Annotated in this window: 16 protein-coding genes; 13 read left to right on the top strand and 3 right to left on the bottom strand. The window is 72.4% G+C overall.

All coding sequences use genetic code 11. The features are described from left to right. Nucleotides 1-138: 138 nt before the first annotated feature. Nucleotides 139-609, top strand: a complete 471-nt coding sequence (locus AR3_RS20215; protein WP_067915803.1) for a hypothetical protein — start codon at nt 139-141, stop codon at nt 607-609. Between the two features lie 257 nt (nt 610-866). Here the strand turns inward: AR3_RS20215 and AR3_RS31780 are convergent, their stop codons facing one another. After that, nucleotides 867-1499: a hypothetical protein gene (locus AR3_RS31780; RefSeq protein WP_217998666.1), complete on the bottom strand. Its 633-nt coding sequence runs from the start codon at nt 1497-1499 to the stop codon at nt 867-869. Nucleotides 1500-1779: 280 nt separating this feature from the next. On the opposite strand from AR3_RS31780, the gene AR3_RS20205 reads away from it, so the two are divergent. Genes AR3_RS20205 through AR3_RS20195 form a run of 3 tightly spaced genes read left to right on the top strand, consistent with a single transcriptional unit; the run spans nt 1780 to nt 5656 of the window. Next, nucleotides 1780-3174: a family 2B encapsulin nanocompartment shell protein gene (locus tag AR3_RS20205; protein ID WP_067915801.1), complete on the top strand. Its 1395-nt coding sequence runs from the start codon at nt 1780-1782 to the stop codon at nt 3172-3174. Between the two features lie 32 nt (nt 3175-3206). After that, nucleotides 3207-4577, top strand: a complete 1371-nt coding sequence (locus tag AR3_RS20200) for a family 2B encapsulin nanocompartment shell protein (protein WP_067915800.1) — start codon at nt 3207-3209, stop codon at nt 4575-4577. Continuing rightward, nucleotides 4574-5656: a family 2 encapsulin nanocompartment cargo protein polyprenyl transferase gene (locus AR3_RS20195; protein ID WP_067915799.1), complete on the top strand. Its 1083-nt coding sequence runs from the start codon at nt 4574-4576 to the stop codon at nt 5654-5656. Before AR3_RS20200 ends, AR3_RS20195 begins: the two co-directional genes overlap by 4 nt. Nucleotides 5657-5765: 109 nt before the next feature. Here the strand turns inward: AR3_RS20195 and AR3_RS20190 are convergent, their stop codons facing one another. Both AR3_RS20190 and AR3_RS20185 read right to left on the bottom strand, forming a co-directional pair. Continuing rightward, nucleotides 5766-7520 carry a glycoside hydrolase family 3 protein gene (locus AR3_RS20190; RefSeq protein ID WP_067915798.1) on the bottom strand — a complete coding sequence of 585 codons (1755 nt, stop codon included), beginning with the start codon at nt 7518-7520 and terminating at the stop codon, nt 5766-5768. 93 nt (nt 7521-7613) lie between these two features. Further along, nucleotides 7614-8270, bottom strand: coding sequence for a DUF5701 family protein (locus AR3_RS20185; RefSeq protein ID WP_067915797.1), 657 nt, complete (start codon nt 8268-8270; stop codon nt 7614-7616). Nucleotides 8271-8457: 187 nt separating this feature from the next. On the opposite strand from AR3_RS20185, the gene AR3_RS32645 reads away from it, so the two are divergent. The 9 genes from AR3_RS32645 (at nt 8458) to AR3_RS20140 (ending at nt 18130) form a co-directional block, all read left to right on the top strand. Continuing rightward, nucleotides 8458-9219: a GntR family transcriptional regulator gene (locus tag AR3_RS32645; protein ID WP_083951709.1), complete on the top strand. Its 762-nt coding sequence runs from the start codon at nt 8458-8460 to the stop codon at nt 9217-9219. 199 nt (nt 9220-9418) lie between these two features. Beyond that, entirely contained in the window at nt 9419-10864 is a 1446-nt protein-coding gene (locus AR3_RS20175; protein WP_174545464.1) for a hypothetical protein, read from the top strand. Between the two features lie 7 nt (nt 10865-10871). Next, entirely contained in the window at nt 10872-12326 is a 1455-nt protein-coding gene (locus AR3_RS20170) for a PTS ascorbate transporter subunit IIC (RefSeq protein WP_067915795.1), read from the top strand. Nucleotides 12327-12357: 31 nt separating this feature from the next. Then, nucleotides 12358-12660 carry a PTS sugar transporter subunit IIB gene (locus AR3_RS20165; protein WP_067915794.1) on the top strand — a complete coding sequence of 101 codons (303 nt, stop codon included), beginning with the start codon at nt 12358-12360 and terminating at the stop codon, nt 12658-12660. A 70-nt stretch (nt 12661-12730) separates the two neighbouring features. After that, on the top strand, nt 12731-13465 hold the full coding sequence (locus tag AR3_RS20160; RefSeq protein WP_067915793.1) for a sugar isomerase domain-containing protein: 735 nt from the start codon (nt 12731-12733) through the stop codon (nt 13463-13465). A 167-nt stretch (nt 13466-13632) separates the two neighbouring features. Continuing rightward, on the top strand, nt 13633-14832 hold the full coding sequence (locus AR3_RS20155) for a geranylgeranyl reductase family protein (protein WP_227023075.1): 1200 nt from the start codon (nt 13633-13635) through the stop codon (nt 14830-14832). Nucleotides 14833-15853: 1021 nt separating this feature from the next. Then, on the top strand, nt 15854-16846 hold the full coding sequence (locus tag AR3_RS20150) for a calpain family cysteine peptidase (RefSeq protein ID WP_067915791.1): 993 nt from the start codon (nt 15854-15856) through the stop codon (nt 16844-16846). Nucleotides 16847-16848: 2 nt separating this feature from the next. Then, entirely contained in the window at nt 16849-17115 is a 267-nt protein-coding gene (locus AR3_RS20145) for a DUF6406 domain-containing protein (RefSeq protein WP_146150233.1), read from the top strand. A gap of 259 nt (nt 17116-17374) precedes the next feature. Next, nucleotides 17375-18130 (top strand): dienelactone hydrolase family protein, encoded by a 756-nt coding sequence (locus AR3_RS20140; RefSeq protein WP_067915789.1) that lies wholly within the window; start codon nt 17375-17377, stop codon nt 18128-18130. Nucleotides 18131-18185 lie beyond the last annotated feature (55 nt).

Raw genomic sequence — 18185 nt, 5'->3', positions numbered from 1 at the left:
CGCCCGGCCCCGCGGCCACGCCCGCCGCGGAACGCCGACGCCGCAGACGCCGCCGGCGGTGCGGTCGACGGCGGCGAGGGGCGCGGCGCGCGGGGTGCCGGACGAGCACGCAACGGCAGAACCGGAGGAGAGAGCCGAGTGAGGATTCCCAAGCGCGTCAACGCCGTCCTGGACCGGGTGGAACAGCACCTTGGCGCTCTTGCGGCCGTCGTCGCGCTGGCCGCCGCGGCGGCCGCGGCGATGTGGATCCCCGTCCTCTCGGGCTTCATCCTCGGCCTGGCCGTCGGCGGCTTCCTCGTGCACCTGCGGACGGCCAAGCGGATCACCCGGCTGCGGCGCGAGAACGACGACCTGCTGCGCGAGAACGGCGCGCTGCGGCACCGCAACACCGTCCTGGCCAGCGGCATCATCACCAAGGAGGCGCAGGTCACCCAGGCCCTTCTGCAGATTCCCGAGGACGGGCCGCTGAAGGTCGAAGGCGATCCGGGACGCACCCAGAAGCTGCCCGAGCTGCCCGACGAGACGGACGTCGCCGACGCCGCCGGCTCCCCGAACGACACCCTGACGGAGGGCAAGGGCGACGACGCCAAGGGCGGAGCGTCCGACTAGTCCGTCACGGCGTGGTGGAACGGCCTTGTGCCAGTGATGCGCGGCGGCCGAAGTGGCGGCCGGGATGCGCGGGGAGGAAGCGGCGACGGACGTCGCGGTGTGACGAAGCTGATCCGCCGTGAATCGGCCAACGCGGGAGCCGGGGCACGGCCGAGACGAGGGTGCGGAGTGACGGAACCGCGTGCTCTCGGCCCCGCGCCCACGCCGCCCGAGCTTCTGCTGCGCTCCCCGCCCGGCTGGTCGCCGAGCACTGATCATCATTTGTGCGGGGCCGGGGCGGGCTCGTCCGGGGAGGGCAGGCGCGCCAGGGCGCCGTCCAGCAGATCCCAGCCGTCGATCTCGACCGTCCCGGCGTCGAACCCATGGCCTCGGTCGAGCGCCTCGTCCAGCAGCGCCCGCGCCACTCCGGGACGATGCAGGTTGAGATAGGCGTCGTCGTCTCCTCGGGCGACACCGCCGTCATGAAGGAGGCCGTCGGCGACAAGGCGACCTGGTCCCGCCCGGAACACGATGACCAATCGCCCAGGCGCGCCCTCCCGGCGAACGGTGAGCATCTCGCGGCAGTCGACGCGCGCGCCGTCCGAACTGCGCGTGTGAGCATGTCTCGCGCTCCAGTAATAGACGTCTGTCCCCACGACAAGACGCCGAATCCGTCGGCCCATGTCCGCATGCAACCAGACGACGTGCGCATGCGCGGGATTTGCCGCGCGCGGCCCGGGCGGTAGGCCGTCGAGCCACAGGGGACGGCCGCCGGGGCATTGGGGGCGGAGCCCCAGGTGCGCACGGATATCCCTTGGCGGAGAGGCGGGGGAGGCGCGCCAGTGGCGGCGTGGCCAGATTTTTCTCCAGGGCACGGTGATGCGGAACAGTCGAATTTCGGTGTCGTCCATGCCCGAAAAGACGAGGCGGGGGCGCGGTGACGGCGTGTGCGCCGTGCGTCGCGAGATCGCTTGTGACCGGTGAGGACGCCGTGCCGCAGGTAAATCAGGGGTAAGGGAAGTATCCCGTTGCGTTCGACTGATTACGGTGGGTAGCTTCGCTGGCGGATGCGGCCCGCGTATTCGAAAGCAGCGCCCACGGCATTTCCCTGCGCGTTTTCCGGGGGACGGTCGGCGGGTGTCTTGGCGAATCGCGGTCTTCCCCCTGGCGACGACGGATCGGTGGTGGAGAGTGACCGAACAGCAGGTCAGCCTTGCGACGACCGCTGCGCGCAACCTGGCGACGACGACCAAGTCCGTCCCCCAGATGCAGAGCATCACCTCGCGGTGGCTGCTGAAGCTGCTGCCGTGGGTGCAGGCGTCCGGTGGGATGTACCGGGTGAACCGGCGGCTCACCTACACCGTCGGCGACGGCATCGTCACCTTCGTCGTCGAGGGCTCCGACGTGCGGGTCGTCCCGCAGGAGCTCGGCGAGCTGCCGCCGCTGCGCGGCTATGACGACGAGTACACGCTGCGGACGCTGGCCGACCGCTTCGTCCAGCGCGAGTACGCGCCCGGCGAGACGATCGCCGAGGCCGGGCACGCCGTCGACCGGGTGGTCCTGATCGCCCACGGCAAGGTCAACCAGATCGGCGCCGGCGAGTACGGCGACGAGGCGGTGCTCGGCGTGCGCGGCGACGGCCGGTTCTTCGGCCACACCGCGCTGCTGGAGGAGCAGGGCCGCTGGGAGCACACCTACCGCGCCCTGACCCGCTGCACGGTGCTGGAGCTCAGCGCCGAGGACGTCCGGCGGGTCCGGGAGAACTCCGAGTCGCTGCGGCGGCACCTGGCGCAGGCCCGCGACGTCGCCGAGCCGCCGCGCAACGAGCACGGCGAGGCGGCGATCGAGCTGGCGTCCGGGCACCAGGGGGAGCCGGTGCTGCCCGGCACGTTCGTCGACTACGAGCTCCACCCCCGCGAATACGAGCTGAGCGTGGCGCAGACCGTGCTGCGCGTGCACACCCGCGTCGCCGACCTCTACAACAAGCCGATGGACCAGGTCGAGCAGCAGCTGCGGCTGACCATCGAGGCGCTGCGCGAGCGGCAGGAGCACGAGCTGATCAACAATCCCGACTTCGGGCTGCTGCACAACGCCGACCTGCGCCAGCGCATCCCCACCCGCAGCGGCCCGCCCACCCCCGACGACATGGACGAGCTGCTGTCGCTGGTGTGGAAGGAGCCGGCGTTCTTCCTGGCGCATCCCCGCGCGATCGCCGCGTTCGGCCGCGAGTGCACCAAGCGCGGCGTCTACCCCGACACCGTCGACACCGGCGGACACCGGATCCCCGCCTGGCGCGGCGTGCCGATCTACCCGTGCAACAAGATCCCGGTCAGCGCCGCGGGGGCCAGCTCGATCCTGCTGATGCGCACCGGCGAGGCGGCGCAGGGCGTGATCGGCCTGCACCAGACCGGCATCCCCGACGAGTACCAGCCGGGCCTGTCGGTGCGGTTCATGGGCATCGACGAGCGGGCCATCATCTCCTACCTGGTCAGCGTCTACTACTCGGTCGCGGTCCTGGTGCCCGACGCGCTCGGCGTGCTCGACAGCGTCGAGGTCGCCCACGCCGCCGACGGCGCGGCCGCCTGAGCGGGCGTGCGCACGGCGGGAGGGAGCGGCCCGTGACGGTGGAACGGTCGAGTCTGGGCACGGCGGCGGCGCGCAATCTGGCGACCACGACGAAGTCCAGGCCGCAGACGCAGGGCGGCACGCCGCGGTGGCTGCTGCGCGTGCTGCCGTGGGTGCAGGTGCCCGGCGGGACGTACCGGGTGAACCGGCGGCTGACCTACCGGCTCGGCGACGGCCGGGTGTCGTTCGTGGTCACCGGGGAGGACGTGCGGGTCGTCCCGCCCGAGCTGACCGAGCTTCCGGCGCTGCGCGGCCTGGACGACCCCGAGGTCCTGGCGGCCCTGGCCGGACGGTTCGTCCAGCGCCGCCACGAGCCCGGCGACACGATCGTGGAGGCCGGGCGGCCGGTCGACCGGGTCGTGCTGATCGCGCACGGCAAGGCCGCCGTGCTGGGCTGCGGGGAGTACGGCGGCCTCACCCGGCTCGGAGTGGTGACCGACGGCGCGTTCTTCGGCGGCCGCGCCCTGCTGGGCGGCGACGAACGCTGGACGTCCACCGTGCGGGCGCTCACCCCCTGCACCGTGCTGACGCTGCCGCGCGCCGCCATCGAGGAGCTGACCGGCCGGTGCGACGCGCTGCGCGCCCACCTGGACGAGCGCCGGTCGGCGTCCCCGCCTCCGCACAACAAGCACGGCGAGGCGGCGATCGAGCTGGCGTCCGGGCACCAGGGGGAGCCGGTGCTCCCCGGCACGTTCGTCGACTACGAGCTCCAGCCCCGCGGATACGAGCTGAGCGTGGCGCAGACGCTGCTGCGCGTCCACACCCGCGTCGCCGACCTCTACAACGGCCCGCACGACCAGCTCGAGGAGCAGCTGCGGCTGACCGTCGAGGCGCTGCGCGAGCGACAGGAACGCGAGATGATCAACAACCGGGAGTTCGGCCTGCTGCACAACGTCGACCTGCGGCAGCGCATCCCCACCCGCGAGGGGCCGCCCACGCCCGACGACATGGACGAGCTGCTGAGCCGCCGCCGGGGGACGCGGGTGCTCCTGGCGCATCCGCGTGCGATCGCCGCGTTCGGCCGCGAGTGCACCAAGCGCGGCGCCTACCCGCGTCCGGTCGAGGTGGACGGGCGGCGCGTGCACGCCTGGCGCGGGGTGCCGCTGCTGCCGTGCGACAAGATCCCCGTCAGCCCCCGCGGCACCACCGCGATCCTGGCGATGCGCCTCGGCGAGGACGAGCAGGGCGTGGTCGGCCTCCGGCGGACCGGCGTCCCCGACGAGGTGGCGCCCGGCCTGTCGGTGCGCTTCACCGGAGTGGACGCGCGGGCCGTCGCGTCCTATCTGGTCAGCGCCTACTACTCGGCCGCGGTGCTGGTGCCCGACGCGCTGGGGATGCTGGAGAACGTGGAGGTCGGCCGATGAGCGCCGTGCCCGCGCCCCCGGCGGATCCGCCCCGCCCGGCCGCCGAGGTGCTGGCGTGGAGCCGCGCCCTGATCGGCCCGGCCCTGCGCGCGGCGGTCGACGCCATGCCCGACGGCGTGCGGGCCGTCGCCGCCTACCACTTCGGCTGGCAGGACGAGCACGGGCGGCCCGCCGCCGGCGGCGCGGGCAAGGCGCTGCGCCCGGCGCTGGCGCTGCTGTCGGCCGAGGCCGTCGGCGGCTCCGCCGTCGACGGCCTGCCCGCCGCGGTCGCCGTCGAGCTGACGCACAACTTCTCCCTGCTGCACGACGACGTGATGGACCGCGACCGCACCCGCCGCCACCGGCCCACGGCGTGGAGCGTGTTCGGGGCGAACGCGGCGATCCTGGCGGGGGACGCCCTGCTGGCCTGCGCCTTCGCGAGCCTGGCGGACGCGGCCGACGGCGGCGCCGGGCCGCCGTCGGCCGGGAGGTCGGACGGCGTGGCCGCCGCGGCCGTCCGCGCCCTCGGCCGCGCCGTGCTGGACCTGGTGGAGGGCCAGTGCGCGGACGTGGCGTTCGAGGAGCGCACCGACGTGGACGTGCCCGAATGCCTGCGCATGGCCGGCCGCAAGACCGGCGCGCTGCTGGCCGCCTCGTGCGCGCTCGGCGCCGCGTACGCGGGGGCCGAGCCGCCGCGGGTCGGGGCGCTGCGGCGGTTCGGCGAACGGATCGGCCTGGCGTTCCAGCTCGTCGACGACCTGCTGGGCATCTGGGGCGACCCTGCGGTCACCGGCAAGCCCGTCCACTCCGACCTGCGCAGCCGCAAGAAGTCGCTGCCGGTGGTGGCCGCCCTGGCGTCGGGCACCCGGGCGGGCGACGCGCTGTCGCGCCTGTACCTGCGGGACGGCCCGATGTCGGAGGAGGAGGCCGCCCGCGCCGCCGCGCTGGTCGACGAGGCGGGCGGCCGGGCCTGGGCGCGGCGGCGCGCCCGCCGCCTGAAGGCCGAGGCGTTCGCCGCGCTGGACGCCGCCGCCCCCGCCGACCGCCCCCGCGCCGAGCTGCGCGCCCTGGCCGACCTGGTGACCGACCGCGACCACTGAGCCACCCCCCACACCCCCCGCCGGCGCCAGCGCCGCCTTAGCCCCCCACGGGCGGCGCTGGCCGGGGGTGGTCATCGGGTCGGCGGTTTCGACCACGGACGACCGGCGGTCAGTAGCGCAGGCCGTGCCCGTACGGGTAGAGCCCGGCGATCGACACCGGCAGCCGCCCGCCCGGCTGCCTGCCGAACACCACCTCGGCCGCCGCCCGGTGCATCGTCATGTCGACCCGCTGCGTGCGGGCCGTGGTGGCGTAGCTCGCCACGTACGCCTTGACGTCGGGGTAGGACGCGATGTCGTACGGCAGCCCCGTCGCGATCGCCGCGACCGGCTTGCCGGTCGCCTGCAGCGCGCGCACCAGCTCGGCCTGGCCCTCCGGCAGGGCGCCGGAGGAGTACGTGGCGACCAGCACGCGGTCGGCCTTCCGCGCGCGCCGCACCGCCTCGGCGATCTCCGCGTCGGTCGGGTCGGTCGTGGCGGCCTGCCACGACGTCACCGGCCCGGCGGCGACGTCGGCCACGGCCCGCGCGAGCTCGTCGGTCTGCACCACCCCGGCGACCAGCGTGCGCGCCCGCGCCCGCCGGTCGAACGGCAGCACGTCGCCCTCGTTCTTCACCAGCGTGGTCGCCGCGACGCCCATGTCGAGGGCGCGCCGCCGGAACACCGCGTTGCCCGCCACCTTCTCGGCGGCCTCCGGGCTGACGTAGCGGCGCTCGAACGCGCCGTACGCGCACTTCAGCTCCAGCACGCGCCGCACCGACGCGTCCACGCGCGCCCGCGGCAGCTCGCCCGAGCGGACCGCGTCCAGCAGCGCGTCCACCGCGTCCACGTGGGTGTCGTACGCGCCGGTCGACATGATGACGTCGGCGCCCGCCTTGACCGCCATGACGGTGGCCTCGCGGGTGCCCCAGTTCTTGGCGATGGCGTCCATGTCCATGCCGTCGGTGACGATCAGCCCGCGGTAGCCCAGCTCGCCGCGCAGCAGCCCGGTCAGCACCTTCGGCGACAGCGTGGCGGGCAGGTCGGGGTCGACGGCCTTGACCACCACGTGCGCGGTCATGACGGCGTCCGCCCCGGCGGCGATCGCGGCGCGGAACGGCGGCAGGTGCACGCGGTCCAGCGTGGCACGGTCGTAGCCGACGGAGGGCAGGCCGAGATGGCTGTCGGTCTCGGTGTCGCCGTGCCCGGGGAAGTGCTTGGGCGTCGCGATGACCCCGGCGGCCCGGTAGGCCCGGACCTGCGCGTCCGTCAACCGGCTCACCAGCGCGGGGTCCTCGCCGAACGACCGCACGCCGATGATCGGGTTGCGCGGGTTGGTGTTGACGTCGGCGACCGGCGCGTAGTTCCAGTGGAACCCCATGGCCCGGGCCTCGGCCGCGGTGATGACCGCGGCGGCGCGCGCCTGCCGGGGGTCGCGGGCGGCGCCGAGGCCCATCGCGTTCGGCAGCGGCGTGGTGCCCTCGCGGACGTTGTGCGTGGTGCCGAACTCGAAGTCGCCGGACACCAGCAGCGGCAGGCCCAGCCGGGTGTCGGCCGCCCACCGCTGCACCTGGTTGGCGTAGCGGGCGGCCAGCTCGGGCGTCCGGGGCTCGGAGGTGATGACGGACCCGATCTTCAGGTCCTGGATCGACCGCCGGGTCTCCTCGTTCGGCATCCCGTCGGGCCCGTCATGGGTGATGGCCATGACCATCTGCCCGACCTTCTCCGCGTCCGTCATCCGGGCGAGGAGGCCCGCGGGATCGCAGGGACGGTGCCTCGGGGCCGCGGCCGCGGACCCGCCGGGCACCGCGAGCGTCAGGCCGACCGCGGCGGTCAGGACGGTGGGGAGCAGGACGGTGGGGAGCAGGCGTCGGCTGTGGGGGAGCATCCGGCTCCTTCCGGGACGAAGATCGATTGCCGGTCCTAACCGGTCTAGACCGCTCTGGACCACCCCGTCAACACCCAGATTCGGGGCGGGCCGTCACCGCGGGGCTGCGGCGCGCGCGGCGGCCGAGGCCATGCCGAGCCAGGTGTGCGGGTTGCCCGCCCAGCACCAGCCGAGCTTGGGCGCGTTCCGGCTGATCCAGAGGGCGGGGACGCGGCGGTCGCCGCACCGGGAGCCGCCCAGCGAGAAGCACTTGTTCTTGGCCAGCACCGCCGGGTACTGGGTGATCAGTGCGATGCCCTCCTCGATCGTCAACGGCGTGCGGCCCCGCCCGGCGATCGCGGCGAGGGCGTCCTCGGGCACCGCGCCGCGGAACTCCTCGCCCCGGTCGACGTCGAACAGCGCGTAGGCGCGCGCGTCGGGCGGCGCCGCCTCCCCGGTCGGGACGAAGCGGGCAAGGTCGCCGTCGGCGAAGTTGCGGTCGACGACGCCGGGCGCGCCGCGCCCGGCCAGCGTGGTGAGGGCGACGGCCCGCTCCGGAGGCACCACCTCCCTGGTGACCACCAGGACGAACGGCACGCGGCCCTCCTCCGGCGGCGCCATCGCCGCGGCCCGCGCGGTCACGGCCGCGCGCAGAGGTTCGAGCAGCGCGCCGAACTCCTCGGGCGTCATGCCCGCGGCCGCGGGGTGGCCGCGCTCCAGCAGCGTCCGCACCTGGCGATCGAACTCGGCGTCGGCGTCGAAACCGGACATGGGCGTGCTCCCTTCGGAGGTGGACGGTAATTCCGTACAACATACAGAGAAACGCCCCCATTCCCCGCATGGGAGACCGCGGATCCATCGATGAGTCCGCGCGGGCAGGCGGGGCCTTGGGCGGGGGCTTCCGTGGCGCGGAAAGTGGTATTGACCACTTCGATGACCCGCCGTACCGTGGTCGGCGATGGGAACGACGGTGAAAGGCGCGGGTGGCCTGCGATCCGATGACGGAACGCAGGGAACGCCGACGAAACGGCGCGCGGTGCGGCGGGAGCTGCTCGCCATGCTGGACGAGCTGGAGGTCGGCGACGCGCTGCCGTCCGAGCGGCGCCTGGCCGAAGAGCTGGGCGTGTCGCGGCCGACGCTGCGGGCGGCGATCGACCGGCTGGTCGCCGAGGGGCGGCTGGAGCGCCGCCACGGCAGCGGCACCTACGTCGCCGAACCCCGCATCGCGGTGCCCCTGACCATGACGTCCTTCACCGAGGACATGATCCGGCGCGGGATGAAGCCCGGCGGGCGGGTCCTGTCGTTCGCGGTCGAGCCGGCCGGGGCCAAGATCGGCCGGAGGCTGTCGCTGTCGCCGGGGGAAGAGGTCTTCACCATTCGGCGGCTGCGGCTGGCGGACGGTTCGCCCATGGCCATCGAGACGCTGCACATGGCCCGCGCGCTGCTGCCCGGCCTGCGGCGCGAGGACCTGGAAGGAGGGTCGTTCTACGAACTGCTGCGCGAGCACGGCGTCGCGCTGGCCTCCGGCTCGGAGACGATCGAGCCGACCGTCACCACGCCGGAGGAGGCCGACATCCTGGGCGTGCCGGTGCACGCACCGGCGTTCCTGTTCGAACGGCTGACCCGCGACGACCGGGGCAGGCCCGTGGAGTTCGTCCGCTCGGTCTACCGCGGGGACCGCTACCGACTGGAACTGGAGCTCAGACCGCCCGGCGACTAGCGGCCGCCCGGCCGTCCGGGAGGGGCCTTCGACCCGGGCGTCCGAGCGGCGGGGCGATCCCCGCTCCCCCCTTCGCAACCCCCAACTGGTCAATACCACTGCACCGCCGTCCCGATAGGGGCGGACCACATTGAAAGCGCACGGCCGCGACCACGGCGCGCCGGGTCGCGGCGACCCCGGGGGCGCAGCGCATCGTCCGATGCTCGAGGAGAGGGAGGGCCACGCCTTGAGGAGATGCTGGAAGGTCACCATGGCGGCGGCGGCGGGGGCGACCGCCATGGCGGCGGCCCCCGCCGCCCGGCCGGTCGCCGCGGAGGACGCGTCCGAGGCCGCCGCACGAGGGGCCGGCGGCGTCGGACGCAAGGGCTGGACGCTGGTCGCCCGGGAGGACTTCGACCGGCCCCTGCCGGTCGACCGGGCGCCGTGGCGTCTGGACCCGCAGGGGCCGCGCAGCCCGTGGCACGTCGACGCGTTCGACGACGACGGCGAGGCGTGGAAGAAGATCAGCGGACCCGAGTTCGAACGGCGGCTCGCCACGCTGAACGTGTTCCGCAAGCGCGTGGCGTTCGGCCGGAACGGCTGGCTCACCGCCGAGATCGCCGCCGTGGACAAGGACCGCGACGGCCGTCCCGACTCCCGGCCGGGACTGGCCAACGCGACGCTGCCGGACGGGGAGAAGGTCGCGCGCATCCACGAGCCGAGCTGGGACGCCGGGGTGCTCATCCGCCCCACCCGTCCGCTGCCGCGGCGGTACCGCGTGGAGATGACCCTGCGCGGCATCGACTTCGGCGGCAAGCGGAACGGCACCTTCGACTACGACGGCAAGCACAACGGGTACACCCGCGAGCCCTGCAAGACCCGCTTTCCGTGGACGTTCTGGGGCGCCCTCCCCGGCAAATCCCGGTGCGAGTATCCCGACGTCACCCGGGAGAACGGCTTCTATTACCTGACGATTCTCGACTACGCGACGCCGGCGCCGCACGGCAACCCCGGCATCCACTTCCGGCGCAAGGTCATCATGGACGGCTACTACAGCGACGACGAGCGCTGGAAGAACGCCGGCACCTGCAATCCGAAGACCCGGAAGATCTACCGCACGTTCGACGGCTCCTTCAACGGCGTCAACGCCCTGTTCGTCCGCGGCGACAAGTTCCGCGAGGCCGCCAACAACAACATCAGCAACGAGTACTACATCAAGACTCCGTGCGGGAACGTCTCCATGGACCGGCCGTACGGGCCGGGCAACCGCTTTTACGGGCACCTCACCAGCGTTGAGCTGCAGCCCGAGCTGCTGCCCAAGGCCGCTTACCGATTCGCGGTGGAACGCGACGACTCCGGCTACACGCTGGAAATGAGCGGCCCGTTCCGCCACATCGGCCAGACCACGCTGCGCGTCCACCACAAGTTCGTGGAGGACGGCCGTCCGATCTGGCACTACAACCAGACCCCCGGCGAATACGACGGCCGCTTCGACCGCAGGCTGCTGCACACCGGTCCCGCCGGGACGTACGTCACCGAGCACACCTGGCCCAAGGGCTCGGCCTACCCCGACTCGTTCATCATCGGCGACCCGCACCTGAACTACTACGAGGGATCGGCGCTGGTCGACGACATCCGCCTCTACGTCCCCGACAACGCGAGGTGACCCCCCCATGGACATCGTCAAAGACGTCCTCACCTTCCTGGCCGACAACGTGTTCGGCCAGGTGCCCGTCCTCATCGGACTGATCACGCTCATCGGGCTGCTGCTGCAGCGCAAGCGCCTGGAGGACGTGCTGGCGGGCGCGCTGCGCGCCACGATCGGCGTGGTCATCCTCTTCATCGGCGTGGAGGTGTTCACCGGCGGGCTGACCAGCTTCCAGACCGTGCTGGCCAGCGCCATGGGCACGAACCCGCCCAAGGCCGACCACACCCTGGCCGAGTTCCTGTCCCGCCAGGGCGGCACGGTCGCCCTGGTGATCACCGTGGCGTTCCTGGTGCACGTCCTGCTCGTGCGGCTGTTCCCGGCGGCCCGGTACCTGTACCTGACCGGGCACCTGATGTTCTGGATCAGCACCGTCACGGGGGCGGCGCTGGTCACCATCGCGCCGGACGCCGACCAGCTCACCCTCGTGCTGTGCGGGGCCGGGTTCGTCGCCGCCTACTGGACGCTGCAGCCGCTGTGGATGCGGCCGCTGATGCGCCGCGTCATGCCGGACGACCGGTTCGGGTTCGCCCACACCAGCTCGCTCGCCGCGGTCGTCACCGGGTACGCGGCCCGCCCGTTCGGGGACCGCGAGCGGCACGACACCGAGAAGCTCTCGCTGCCGCGCCAGCTGTCGTTCTTCAAGGACATCAACGTCAGCACCGCCCTCATCATCTGCGTGATCATGCTCCTGGCGGTGGCGTTCGCCGACGACGCCGTCGTGGCCGAGCAGGCCGCCGAGATGGACGACAAGCTGTCGTCGTGGGTGTGGGGCCTGCTGGTGGGCCTGCGCTTCGCGGGCGGCATCGCGATCCTGCTGTTCGGCGTGCGGATGTTCCTCGCCGAGATCGTGCCCGCGTTCAAGGGCTTCAGCGACCGGGTGATCCCCGGCACCCGGCCCGCGCTGGACGCCCCGACCGTCTTCCCGGTCGCGCCCACCGCCGTCATGATCGGGTTCGTGGCCGCGCTGGCGGTGTTCCTGGGGTGCGTGGCGGTCTTCGCCGCCGCGGGCTGGTTCACCCTGGTCCCGCCCATGATCATGCTGTTCTTCGTGGGCGGCGCGGCCGCGCTGTTCGGCAACGCGGTGGCGGGCTGGCGCGGCGCCGTCATCGGCGGCGTGGTCACCGGGCTGACCCTGGCCGTCGGGCAGGCCGTCACCTGGGGCCTGTTCGAGCGGACCGCGCCCGAGCTGGCCACCCTCGCCGACCCCGACTGGTACGCGATCGCCTGGCTGCTCAAGGCCGCCGACCCCCTGGTGGGCGGCGCCGCGGTCTGGGCCGTCCCGGTCGTGGCGCTGGCCGCGACCGTCGCCACCCTGATCGTCCTCGGCCGCCGCGAGAGCCGCCGGCAGGCCGCCGCGGGCGAGCAGCCCGGCAAGGACGCCGGCACGGGCAAGGGCGCCGAGGCCGTCTCCGGCGCGTAACACCGCCCCCCGAAAAGACGAAGGAGCGAACATGGCACTGGACCGCAGGCTCGAAGTGCTGGCCGTCTGCGGCGTCGGCATGGGGTCGAGCCTCATGCTGAAGATGACCGCCGAGGACGCGCTGCGCTCTCTCGGCGTGGACGCCCGGGTGGAGAACACCGACATCTCCACGGCCCGGGGGATGAGCCCCGACGTCGTCATCGGCCAGGGCATGCACACCGCGGAGATCGCCGACCTGGCGCCCGTCGTCCTCACGATCACCGACTTCCTCGACCGGGAGGGCCTGGCGACACGGCTGCGTGAGGCGCTCACCGCGCAGGGCTGGCTGCCCTGACGGCCTCGCCGCCTGCGGCTCCGGCCCCTGTCCCCTCGACCGCCCCACCCCCAGAAGGAGGCTTCGCCCGATGCCTGATGGGCATCCCGCCCGGGTTCGCGCACTGCTCGACGACCTCGACGGACGCTCCGCCAAGGCGATCGGCGACGCGGCCGCGCTGGTGCTGGAAGCCGTCGCCGCCGGCGGACTCGTGCACGTCGCCGGGGCCGGGCACTCCCTGGCCCTGGTGTGCGAGACGTTCTACCGCGCCGGGGGCCTGGCGTGCGTGCGTCCGATGTGGGACCCGTCCGTCTTCCCCCTCAACGACGCCCCCGCCAGCACCGAGGCCGAACGCCGTCCCGGCCTCGGGCAGGCGGTGGCGCGCGCCGCCGACCCGTCGCCCCCGGACGTGGCGGTGGTGTTCTCCACCAGCGGCCGCAACCCCTACCCCGTCGAGATCGCCCGCGAGTGCATGGGACGCGGCGTCCCGGTCATCGCCTTCACCTCGCCCGCGGCCTCCGCCCGCGCCGCGGCGCGAGCGGAGAGCAGGCTGACCGACCACGCCGCGATCGTCATCGACACCGCCGTGCCGCCCGGCGACGTCGTCCACCCGCCCGGCGCGCCCCGCACCGCCGCCGTCTCCACCATCCTGGCCGCGTACGCGTGGACGCGGCTGCTGACCGAACTGCACGACCTGGCCCTCGAGCGCGGCCTCGACCTGCCGTGCTGGACCAGCGCCAACGTCCCCGGCGGGGACGAACGCAACCGGCACCTGCTGGAGCGCTACCGGCACCGCGTCCCGGAACTGGGCGGCGCCCCGGACTGACCGGATGCCTCGGCTCCGCCGCTGTTCCGGCGGCGGAGCCGAGGGCGGCCGGTGACGAGCGGCGCGCCTCCGGCACACCCGGCCCGAACACCGTCGAAGTCCACTCTTCGTGACCGCATGTGGTCACATCGTCACGCGGCGGTCGTCCGCCGGGGAACCATCGGGCCGTGACCGATGTGATCGTGGTCGGCGCGGGGCCGGCGGGCTCGGCGACGGCCTGCCATCTGGCCCGGGCGGGACTGGACGTCCTGCTGCTGGACAAGGCCGCCTTCCCGCGCGACAAGGTCTGCGGTGACGGCCTGACGCCCCGCGCGGTGCGCGAACTGATCACGCTCGGCGTCGACGTGGACCGTCCCGGCTGGACGCGCAACCGCGGCGTCCGCCTGGTCGCCGCGGGCCGTTCACTCGACGTGCCCTGGCCCGACGGCACCGCCTTCCCCTGCTTCGGGCTGCAGCGCACCCGCCATGACCTCGACGAGATCCTGGTCCGCCACGCCGTGGCGGGCGGCGCCGTGCTCCGCGAACGCACCAAGGTCACCGGCCCCCTGCTGGACGACCGCACCGGCCGGGTCGTCGGGGTCGCGACCGACGGCGGCGTCCACGAGGCGCGTCTCGTCGTCGCCGCCGACGGCGCCTCGTCCCGTCTCGCCGTCTCCCTCGGCCTGCATCCCCGCCGCGACCGTCCCGTCGGGGTGGCCGTGCGCCGCTACTTCCGCAGCCCGCGGCACGACGACGCCATGCTCGAATGCCACCTCGACGTCGTCCCCGCGGGCTACGGCTGGGTCTTCGGCATGGGCGACGGCACCTGCAACGTGGGCGTCGCCCTGCTGAACCGCGCCCACGGCGACCCTCGCCATCTCATGCGCTCCTGGCTCGAAACGCTCCCGCCCGCCTGGGGGCTGACCTGCGACAACGCCACGGGCCCCGCCCGCGGCGCCGCGATTCCCATGGGTTTCGCCCGCCGGCCGCACTACTATCCCGGCCTTCTGCTGGTGGGCGACTCCGGCGGCATGGCCAACCCGATGAACGGGGAGGGAATCGCCTACGCCCTCGGCTCGGCCCGGGTCGCCGCCGACGTGATCGTCCAGGCGCTGGCCCGGCCGACGCCGTCCCAGCGGGAGCGCGTCCTGTACACGTATCCGCAGGCGCTGAGGTCGACGCTCGGCGGCCCGTTCACCCTGGGCCGCTGGTTCGTCAACGCGATCGAGCACCCCTGGATCATGCGTCTGGCCGCCCGCCAGGGCATCGCCCACCCGCCTCTGATGCGCGCGGCGATCCACATCCTGGGCAACCTCACCGACCCGACATCCCCCGCCCTCATCGACCGCCTCGCCCAAACCCTCACCCGCCTCACCCCCGCCCCCTGACAGACAAGACGGCAACCCATGTTCGGTGCAGGGTTCCTGCGTTGAAGAGCAGTCGGCGCCGGACACGCGGCATCAGGCTCCAGGATGCGGTGGGAGGGCGCATCGGTCAGATGGCAGGACCGGCGTCACCAATTTCTGATCGCCGTTTCACAGGACAACGACCGCTGCTTGTGCACAGACGGGGACGGTTTCGGACACCTGGCCAATACATTGGGCCTCAGTCGTCCGGTCTCTTCTTGGGGCGCAGGCAGGCTAGTGGCGCGGATTGCCACCTGCGTACCGAGGTGCGGCTCCGGTTGCCGGGGGAATGGCTCGGCTCGACGTGAATTAGCAGGTCACGGCGTGGTCCCGAACGGAACGGCGTCAGATCCGCAAGTAGCCCGCTCAGGTAAGCTCTTGTGCACTCGCCCGCACCCGCCTGAAGGCGCCCGACCGCGAACAAGGTTCCTGAGCGGTAGTCGAAAGGATCGGCGACGTGGCAGTCGATCGCCCAGGTAAAGGCACTGAGAATCGCGCCAGGGCGGTCGAGGAGACGCATCCCGACAAGCCGCCGCCAGTTCCACCGGACCGGCCGGGTTCCCTCAGGCGGCCGTCACGTGCTGAAAGCAGAGCCTTCGCCCAGGCCCCTCCCGAAGGTCGCGCTGACGCACGCACTGGTCGGCAGGCTTCCAAAGTGGAGAGCCTCAGAAAGCCATCGGCTTCGGACAAGGCGCCCGCACTTCCTCCCGACCGGCCAGGCACTCCAGGACGGCCGTCGCGTGCCGAAAGCAGAGCTGCCGCACAGGCGCCCCCAGAAAGGGCTGTCGAGACACGAGGAAGCAAGCGGGAAGCCAGGGCAGCGGACGTCGGCAGGCAGTCGACCTCGGACAAAGGAACTGCGGTCCCAGGCGTGAGCCCGCGCTCCTCAGGGCAACCGTCACGCGCTGAGAGCAGGGCCTTCGCACAGGCCGGCGATCTTCATCGTGCAGAGCGTGGCGCCGCACGGCAGGAGTCCTGGCCGCAGACCGATCGTACCGACGATGTGGAGGGACGCCTGCCTGAGCGCTTCAGGCACATTGTCGGCAGGCAGGTTCTGCGCAGGATCGACCGTACTGACGATCCAGTAGAACTGATCGACAGGATCGACCGGCCGGATTACAAGGATCCTCGGGAGCGCCCTGAGAGAGTGCCGGATCGCTACGGCACTCCGTTGGACCGTCCAGACGGGACGCGGACGCCGCTGTTCAACGGTGAGCCGGTGCGCGAACAGACGAAGCAGGGGAGGCTCAACGACTGCGGCATCATCGCCGTGCTCGGCGCGGTCGCCGGGCATCGTCCCGAAGCGATCCGTGATTGCGTTCGGGAGACCGATGACGGCAACTATGAGGTACGGCTTCACGAGACTCGGTTCTCCTCGGCGAAGATGCGTTATGAGCCCACCGGGCGGTCCATCGTGCTGATGGTCACACCGGAGCTTCCGGTCTTCGACAGCGCGCCGGATCGACCCGCGTTCGCGGATTCGGTGACGACCAAGGCCGCGTGGGCGCCCGTTCTGGAAAAGGCGATCGCTGGCCTCGACCGGACGTGGGACGATGAGCGTCGTGCCATGGAGAAGCGCTTGTGGGAGGCCACAGGGAACAGCGGAGACCCGCCGAACGGCTACGTCCGGCTCAACCAGGGCAGCCGACCACGTGATCGCGCCGAACTGCTCGCCCAGCTCACCGGTCTGCCGGCTGAAGGCGTGGAGTTCCCCGAGCACGACAGCCAGGGGCGCACGCCCGATGAGCAGCTACTCGCCGACTTTCGTCGGCGGCTGGACGACCGCAAGCCGATACTGGTCGGAACGCGTGACAGACGTGCGGACGAGTCGTTTCTCCCTTTCCGGCTCATCGACGGTCACGCTTATGAGGTGACCAAGGTCGATGAGCGTGGCATGATCCATCTCCGCAACCCGTGGAACAACACTCACCCTCCTCTCCTGACGATCGGCCAGTTCAAGGCTTATTTCAAGCCCCGATATATCACGCTGGAGTGATTGTGGCTGGTGAAGAAATCTGGCTCGGCCCCCATCTGCAGGCGAACACGGATGTCGGGGGCAAATCCGTCAGTTTCGGGGTTATCGGCGTCGATGCGCGGGAGGGGCAGCCTCTTGTCGTCCGGCTTGCCGCCACCACCGACGAGGAGCGCATTCTCGACCTGTGTCCCGGCGACACCTTCCCCGTCTATGAGCAGACGTGGAAGATCGACCGTGTCGAGGACGCCCGAAGTCGTGACTGGTCAGTTCTGCTGGTACGGGTGGAGTAGCGTGTCCGCCATCCCGTCGTCCAGGTGTCGTCGAGCAGAAGGACGGTCCGGCCGACCGCCTGCTCGCGAGCGTGCTCGTCCAATGCGAACCTGTCCGGTGCGGTGCCGTTGCGCGCTGAGGGCGGGGCGGTGATCATGTCGCTTTCGGCCGCCGGTCTGCGCTGGAGGCGTCCGCATCGGCGTGGGTGAGAGCCCTCCGGTCCGCCGGCGCTGAGAGGCCGCGTTGAAGCGCCGTGAACGCGAGAGGAGTGACAGCCGCATGACCGCTGTACGGAGAATGACGGTCGACGTGCCCACCCAGGATGGGACCGCCGACGCCTACATGGCCCACCCTGACGACAACGCCGCCCACCCCGCCGTGTTGGTGTACATGGACGCCTTCGGTCTGCGTCCACAACTGCGGAAGATGGCCGACCGTCTCGCCGAGGCCGGCTACACCGTGCTGGTCCCCAACGTCTTCTACCGCCATGGGCGGGCGCCGGTCGTGCCGCTGCCGGACTTCATCTCCTCGGCCGACCGCCCGGCCCTGTTCGATCGGATCGTCCCGCTTCTGGAGGGGCTGAGCGTGGACGCCGTGGCGCGCGACGCCGGCAGCTACCTGGGGTGGCTGGCGACTCGGCGGGAGGTTCGTCCGGGGCCGGTCGGAGTGTCCGGCTACTGCATGGGCGCCCGTCTGGCCCTGCTCACCGCCGCGAGCCACCCCGAAAAGGTCGCGGCCGCGGCCGGTTTCCATGGCGCGGACCTCGCGACCGACGACCCGCAAAGCCCCCACCTGCTCGCCGACCGGATCACCGCCGAACTGTACTTCGCCCACGCCGACAAGGACCCCTCCATGCCGCCCGAGCAGATCGCGCGCCTCGACGAGGCCCTCACTGCGGCGGGCGTCCGGCACCGTACCGAGGTCTACGCCGGTGCCGTCCACGGCTACACCATGGCCGACACCGATGCGTACAACAGCGAAGCCGCGGAACGCCACTGGACCAACCTGCTCGAGCTGTTCGGAAGAACCCTCTGACGGCGATAAGCCGGCGTCGCCGGAGTCGCCGTCCCCATGAGGCCCTCCAAGTGGC

This window comes from Actinomadura rubrobrunea NBRC 15275 (assembly GCF_001552235.1).
Classification (GTDB): domain Bacteria; phylum Actinomycetota; class Actinomycetes; order Streptosporangiales; family Streptosporangiaceae; genus Spirillospora; species Spirillospora viridilutea.
This window is presented reverse-complemented; position numbering and strand designations above follow the sequence as displayed.

What these genes read in the sequence shown, in the direction of transcription:
- AR3_RS31780 (WP_217998666.1), bottom strand. Translation starts at nt 1,499, where the DNA reads ATGGACGACACCGAAATTCGACTGTTCCGCATCACCGTGCCCTGGAGA.
- AR3_RS20195 (WP_067915799.1), top strand. Translation starts at nt 4,574, where the DNA reads ATGAGCGCCGTGCCCGCGCCCCCGGCGGATCCGCCCCGCCCGGCCGCC.
- AR3_RS20190 (WP_067915798.1), bottom strand. Translation starts at nt 7,520, where the DNA reads ATGCTCCCCCACAGCCGACGCCTGCTCCCCACCGTCCTGCTCCCCACC.
- AR3_RS20185 (WP_067915797.1), bottom strand. Translation starts at nt 8,270, where the DNA reads ATGTCCGGTTTCGACGCCGACGCCGAGTTCGATCGCCAGGTGCGGACG.
- AR3_RS32645 (WP_083951709.1), top strand. Translation starts at nt 8,458, where the DNA reads ATGGGAACGACGGTGAAAGGCGCGGGTGGCCTGCGATCCGATGACGGA.
- AR3_RS20175 (WP_174545464.1), top strand. Translation starts at nt 9,419, where the DNA reads ATGCTCGAGGAGAGGGAGGGCCACGCCTTGAGGAGATGCTGGAAGGTC.
- AR3_RS20170 (WP_067915795.1), top strand. Translation starts at nt 10,872, where the DNA reads ATGGACATCGTCAAAGACGTCCTCACCTTCCTGGCCGACAACGTGTTC.
- AR3_RS20165 (WP_067915794.1), top strand. Translation starts at nt 12,358, where the DNA reads ATGGCACTGGACCGCAGGCTCGAAGTGCTGGCCGTCTGCGGCGTCGGC.
- AR3_RS20160 (WP_067915793.1), top strand. Translation starts at nt 12,731, where the DNA reads ATGCCTGATGGGCATCCCGCCCGGGTTCGCGCACTGCTCGACGACCTC.
- AR3_RS20140 (WP_067915789.1), top strand. Translation starts at nt 17,375, where the DNA reads ATGACCGCTGTACGGAGAATGACGGTCGACGTGCCCACCCAGGATGGG.